Source organism: Mucilaginibacter sp. UYNi724, from assembly GCF_054057495.1.
In genome coordinates this window covers 67187-73450 of sequence record NZ_JBSRZI010000018.1, presented here as the reverse complement: position 1 = coordinate 73450, position 6264 = coordinate 67187, and the positions used below count along the sequence as shown (strand labels likewise).

The following is a 6264-nucleotide window of genomic DNA, read 5'->3' as shown; positions in this document are numbered from 1 at the left end:
AACAAAAAAGCTCAAACATCTTTGGTGAATGTTTGAGCTTTTTTATCAATGTTTGTGTAATCAAAAACAGTCAACCTATTTCAGGACTACTCATTTAGTTAAAATTCGGCTTCAGTATACGCTAATAAAACGCCATTATCGGTTAACAAAAAATTGAGAATATATTATACAATGTGTGTAAAAGTACCACATATAAAAATGCTTCACTACTGCTTTTAAATTGTTTACAGTAAACATAAAGGAAATTCATGATCAGGCCGGCTACAATCATTGCAGCTATATAAAGTAAGTTGTAATAATGAGATACGCCGAATAATAAAGCCGGTATAATAATTAAAAGATTTATGTTTTTTACGCCGATTTTAATTAATAATTTATTCGGCAATACCATAAAAACCCAAGTTTCTAACAAGGGTGCAACGATACAACCTAAAAAAAACTGTTCCCAAATACTTAATTTGTCTATGGGATTATCGCCAAGGTTTAGGGTTGGGAAAAAAATATAAGCGATCAGGCTAAATAGAAGGCTGTTGAATAAAGATAAAAGCAGGCAAATTAAAAATAACTGGTAAAAAGCAATCCTTCCTGATACTAACTTGTTCCTAAACCCTGAAAGATATAATTGCATTGGCTTTGTGTACATTTAGAACCCCAATATACGAGAACAAAAATAGACATCATGCTTCATTTCTTCTTTAGTTAACTATTTTTGCCATGTGATAACCGAGGTAACCGACGTAGCTTTATTTAAACAAAAGGCCCTTGTATGGGCAGCTAAATCTGATACCCTGTGCTATCTCGACAGCAATAGTTTTAACGACCCTTATAGCAAGTTTGACAGCATAATAGCCATTGGTGCCAAAGCCGAACTAACGGCCAACGCAGGTGATTCTTTTTCGCAATTAACTACGTTTAGGACTGATAATCCCGGCTGGATCACCGGTTTTTTTGGTTACGACCTAAAGAATGAAGTTGAGAACCTTCTTTCCAACAACCCGGACCACCTTAACTTCCCCGACCTCTACTTTTTCGCACCCGAGATCCTTATTTGTATAAAAGGCAATGAAGTTGAAATAACAGGAGGAGACGGACAAGCAATATTAGAGGCAATAGAGCAAGCCGAACTCGTTTCGCGCCAAAATCAGACCGTAGTCCAACTACAACCTCGCTTCAGCAAAGCCGGGTATGTAGAAACGGTAGAAAAAATTCAGCAGCATATTGTGCGTGGCGATATCTATGTAACTAATTTTTGCCAGGAATTTTACGCGGAAGATGCTAATGTAGACGCGCTATCCATCTTCCAAAATTTAAACGGCCTATCGCCCACCCCATTTTCTACTTTTTTTAAATGGAAAGGTAATTATATCATGTGTGCTTCGCCCGAGCGGTTTTTAGCGAAGCGGGGAAGCAAACTCATCTCGCAACCTATAAAGGGCACTGCTCGCCGAGATGCAGATGAAGCCATTGATAAAACCATCATCGAAGAATTGCGCAACCACCCTAAGGAATTGCAGGAAAACGTAATGATAGTAGACCTGGTGCGTAACGATCTTACCCACTCCGCCAAACCCGGTACCGTTAAAACGGAAGAACTTTACGGCATCCAAAGCTTTAAACAGCTACACCAAATGGTATCAACGGTAGTATGCGAATTGCGCGATGATGTATCTGCAGTTGAGGCTATCAAAAATACCTTTCCGATGGGCAGCATGACGGGTGCCCCCAAAATAAGCGCCATGCAGCTGATGGAACAATATGAACGCAGCAAACGCGGCGTGTACTCCGGTGCGGTGGGGTATTTTAGTCCCGATGGTGATTTTGATTTTAACGTAGTGATCCGTACGTTGCTGTATAATAGCGCCGAAAAGTATCTGTCGTTCCACGTTGGCAGTGCTATTACTTACCATGCCGATCCCGAAAGCGAATACGAGGAATGTTTGCTAAAGGCAAAAGCGATATTGGAAGTTTTAGGGGTAACACGATAACCGCCAATTGCTCGTTCCCCGCCCTTGTTGGTGTTACTAACAAGAAGCCATGTCTATTTGCTACTTACCTAAAGGTTGTTGGTAACAACGGCAAAAACTTTAAACTCTGATTATAAGGAAGATACGTACAACATCAACAACAAAAAAATTTAAACTCTGATTATAAGGAAGATACGATCTGTTCACACGCACACATGGCCGTGAACGTGAACACTTCCCGCCCTTGCTGGTGTTGTCAACAACAAGGCGCTATGCCTGTCTGCTACTTGCCTAAGGGTTGTTGGTGACAACACCAACAACGGGAAAAAAAACCTTCAATGTCATTTCGAACGAGGTACGAGGAGAAATCTTCTGCGTCTGATAAGTAAATCATCATATTTCTGAATGTAGAGCGTAGAAGATTTCTCTTCGCGCCGCGCACACCCCACCTCATGCTCGTTCGAAATGACAGGTTGGTTTTGATTATCTACCCCGGCAACACAGGATCCAGCAACAATTTATCCGCTATCCTCACCGCTATCTCCGAGCCGTTTGCCCAAAAGGCCGAGACAGGTTTCGCACTTAGGTACGGCACAAAAGCATCGCCGTATAATTCCTTTATATCCGCTTCAAAAACAAAGTCTTTAACCTCCGCAATTTGCCAGGACACATGTTCTACCTGGTACTGCATTGTTTTACGGTCGGTTAAATAATTATAGCCCCAGTAGTGTTCAAAAATAAACTCTTCGGGGCTTCCGGCTACTATTGGTGTAAGGCTGTTGCGCACGGTAGCGCCAAGCTTGTTCCATATACCTTTTAACTTCCACTCGTATAAGAACTGCGTATGGCTTGAGCCGGATTTTGTGATGGAATGCCGCATTGGCAGCGCACGATAATGCTCTTTGTACAAATTGTTAGCGATCAGCACGATAATACTTTTTGGCACTATCTCGCTGATGAATACCGCGCCGCGTTTCCATTGTTTACCATCAAAATGGCGTACATAAAAGCGCAGGTTCACTTCCTCAAAATTTACGTGGAAAGGCCATTTGATGCCCAGCACCTGCGTATCCTGAAACATAAAACCCACCATACTTACCAATGCCTTGCCCTCCCAAAGGTCAATTTCGGTAGCGGCGGGCAGGTGTGGCTTTAATATCTCAGGATCAACCTCATAATTCAGCATCACCAGGTTGCGCCATTGGGCTGTAAGGAAGCGTGATTTAGAAGTAGCCATAATGGTAAAAGTACGAATTTGGTGGTTTGTTTTAGTGTGCCGCAGATCTACTCACCCCGACTTCGCTCCGCTGGTCGACCCTCTCTGCTGCGCAAAGAGGGTTATAAAATGGTAGGTAATATAACCCTCTTCCGTTTACGTAGAAATGGTGGTCGAGCGAAGCAATGACCGGGAAGTAAAATCTACGCTATAGCACTTTAAACAACAAAGGCCACCAGAGTATCTGATGGCCTTTTTGAAGCATTTCTTATTTTCCTTTGTAATATTTCATAGCCTCGGGTACAAGCCTTTGTATATTAGCTATACGGGTAGCATCACTTGGGTGAGTACTTAAAAACTCTGGTGGAGCGCCCTGATTTTGTGCAGCCATACGTTGCCAAAAGCTAACGGCCAGGCGCGGGTCATAACCAGCCATAGCCATAAAGGTTAAGCCCAGCCTATCAGCCTCGTTCTCTTTATCCCTTGAATACTTTAAAGTAGCCAACTGGCCGCCTACACCGTAAAGTGTACCGATAATGGTCTGCGTGGCTTGTGATTTGCTGCCTGTTGCGGCACCAATTGCGGTACCGCCTGCCTGCACTGCCATTTGCTGTGAAAGCGCTTCGGCCGAGTGGTGGGCAATAGCATGGCCTATCTCGTGGCCCATAACGGTTGCCAAACCTGCGTCTGTAGCGGTGACAGGTAATATGCCGCTATACACGGCAACTTTACCGCCCGGCATACACCATGCGTTAATTTCTTTGCTTTGTATCAGGTTAAATTCCCATTGGTAATTGTATTGGCTGCCGTAACCATTTGCTTTTAAATAGTTATCTATAGCTACAGCAAGCTGGTTGCCTATACGTTTTACACGCTGGGCATCGGTGCCGGTACTAACGACTTTGGTTGCAGGATTTGATAAAAGGGTGCGGTAGCTTTGCGCTGCCGCGGGGTTTATTTGGTCATCGCTTACTAAACTCAATTGCGAGCGGCCGGTAAGTGGCACGGTTGAACATGCATACGCAGAAATTGCTATCACAGCTAATGCCAGTAGGGGTTTAAGTGTTTTCATAGAATTTAGGTGGTTTTCTTTTTAAATAAATTAACTTTCGACTCCTTGCCCTTCAATAATCGCTCTATATTTTTTTGATGCGTAACCAATACCAGTATAAATATACACATCCCATAAATAATGACCGATTTAATACTCACATGGAAAACAAATGTTATCCCTATAGGGTAAATAAACCCGGCTAATATCGATGAAAGCGATACATAGCGTGTTATTAGCAACGTTGTGATAAATACAGCAACGCAAAGCAAGGCAGCCGGCAGGTTTATAGCTAATATCATTCCAAAAAGTGTGGCGATGCCTTTGCCGCCCCTAAAGCCGGCAAATATCGGGAACAAATGGCCCATAACGGCCGCTACACCCAGCGCTAACTGTAAGTTAACAAACGCTACCGAATTAAACGGCCCGGTTACGCTTGTACCAACAACATAAGCCAGGTTGGTGGCTGTCCACCCCTTTAAAATATCTAACAGCATAACAGGAATACCCGCTTTTTTACCTAAAACCCTGAATGTGTTGGTAGCCCCGGCGTTGCCGCTGCCGTATTCGCGCACGTCAACGTGGTAGAATGCCTGCCCTATCCATACTGCAGTAGGAATTGATCCGAAAAGGTAAGCCGCAATAAGAGCCGAAATCGAGTAGACTGATAGCATCTGCCTGCAATATTATTAAATTGATGTTATACTACCGCAATATATCATTATAATTTTACAGCTTTTAAACTCAGATCTAAACTTTTTACAGAATGAGTTAACGCCCCTACCGACACGTAATCTACACCGCAATCGGCATAATCGCGGATGTTGTCGATAGTGATGCCTCCGGATGCCTCGGTAATGTAGCGGCCCTGTATCATACTTACAGCCTGCCGCAGGTCTTCAAAATTAAAATTGTCAATCAAAATGCGGTTCACGTTTCCTGTTTGCAGAACTTGCTCCAATTCTTCCAGGTTACGCACCTCAATTTCAATAGCCAGCTTTTTACCGGTATCGGCAAGGTATCTGTTGGCGTTTTCTATAGCCTGGCGGATGCCGCCAGAGTAATCTACATGGTTATCCTTTATCAGGATCATATCATACAAGCCGAAACGGTGATTTACGCCGCCGCCTATGCGCACAGCCCATTTTTCGAGATAGCGCAGGCCGGGTGTGGTTTTGCGGGTATCCAACACTTTGGTGTTGGTACCTGCTAAAATATCTACAATTTGGTGGGTAGTGGTAGCAATGCCGCTCATGCGCTGCATGCAATTTAGCACAAGGCGCTCGGCTTTTAATATGGCGCGGGCGTCGCCTTCCACTTCAAGGGCTATATCTTTTGGTTTTACTTCGGCGCCATCGTTTAAAAATACGGTAACCTTAAGGTTTGGGTCTACCTCGCGGAAAATCTCTAAGGCCAGCTCAACGCCTGCCAGTATCCCCGTATCTTTAACTAATAACTTTGCTTTGCCTTGTGTGCCCGCTTCAATGGTAGATAACGATGTGTGGTCGCCGTCGCCAACATCTTCACTTAAAGCATTAACTATAAATTGGTGTATAAGTTGTTTGTCCAAACCTTTGTTTTTTGAGTTTCAAAAGTAAGAACAATTGCGCACTAATTAGGTTTTTCCGTTTCTATTCGCAACTCCATTATCTGCATAACCTTATTTACTTCCTTAAGCGTGCACGAGATCCTGAACTTGCCCTTTTCGGTAGTTAAAATATATACGCCAAAATTATAATTGGGGTTAGAGCTAACGCGGTGTAATAATTTGGCCGTGTGGGGTTTATTATCCTTAAAAAACTTATCCAATATCATTTCGGCCTGTGTTCCCGAGTAGGAATTACTCTCTTCCGCAATGCTGATATCTACATTATTACCAAAATATTTGGCTATTTCGTGGGCGTTTGATGTTTTTAAAAGGTTGGTAATTTTATCAATAACATCCGCGCTTGCTACCAATGGCAGCAAAAAAAGCAAAGTGAGTAGCGGCAGGTATCTTAGTTTCATTACTATATATGACCAATAAACCAAAG

7 protein-coding genes are annotated in these 6264 nt (G+C 43.1%); 1 reads left to right on the top strand and 6 read right to left on the bottom strand.

The window, feature by feature from the left end; genetic code table 11:
* Positions 1–142 precede the first annotated feature (142 nt).
* Positions 143–643 carry a CPBP family glutamic-type intramembrane protease gene (locus ACVW0P_RS20215; RefSeq protein ID WP_457133678.1) on the bottom strand — a complete coding sequence of 167 codons (501 nt, stop codon included), beginning with the start codon at positions 641–643 and terminating at the stop codon, positions 143–145.
* Positions 644–716: 73 nt separating this feature from the next.
* Between ACVW0P_RS20215 and ACVW0P_RS20210 the strand changes: the two genes are divergently transcribed.
* On the top strand, positions 717–1985 hold the full coding sequence (locus ACVW0P_RS20210; RefSeq protein ID WP_457133677.1) for an anthranilate synthase component I family protein: 1269 nt from the start codon (positions 717–719) through the stop codon (positions 1983–1985).
* 466 nt (positions 1986–2451) lie between these two features.
* On the opposite strand, the gene ACVW0P_RS20205 is transcribed toward ACVW0P_RS20210, so the two are convergent.
* From ACVW0P_RS20205 to ACVW0P_RS20185, 5 genes are all read right to left on the bottom strand, one after another.
* Positions 2452–3201, bottom strand: a complete 750-nt coding sequence (locus ACVW0P_RS20205) for a YqjF family protein (protein WP_457133676.1) — start codon at positions 3199–3201, stop codon at positions 2452–2454.
* 247 nt (positions 3202–3448) lie between these two features.
* Complete coding sequence (locus ACVW0P_RS20200) at positions 3449–4252, bottom strand: M48 family metallopeptidase (protein ID WP_457133675.1); 804 nt, start codon at positions 4250–4252, stop codon at positions 3449–3451.
* A 5-nt stretch (positions 4253–4257) separates the two neighbouring features.
* Positions 4258–4905, bottom strand: a complete 648-nt coding sequence (gene plsY / locus ACVW0P_RS20195) for a glycerol-3-phosphate 1-O-acyltransferase PlsY (RefSeq protein WP_354431355.1) — start codon at positions 4903–4905, stop codon at positions 4258–4260.
* Positions 4906–4952: 47 nt separating this feature from the next.
* Positions 4953–5801 carry a carboxylating nicotinate-nucleotide diphosphorylase gene (nadC, locus tag ACVW0P_RS20190; RefSeq protein ID WP_457133674.1) on the bottom strand — a complete coding sequence of 283 codons (849 nt, stop codon included), beginning with the start codon at positions 5799–5801 and terminating at the stop codon, positions 4953–4955.
* A 41-nt stretch (positions 5802–5842) separates the two neighbouring features.
* Positions 5843–6238 (bottom strand): DUF4783 domain-containing protein, encoded by a 396-nt coding sequence (locus ACVW0P_RS20185; RefSeq protein ID WP_354431357.1) that lies wholly within the window; start codon positions 6236–6238, stop codon positions 5843–5845.
* Positions 6239–6264: the final 26 nt, after the last annotated feature.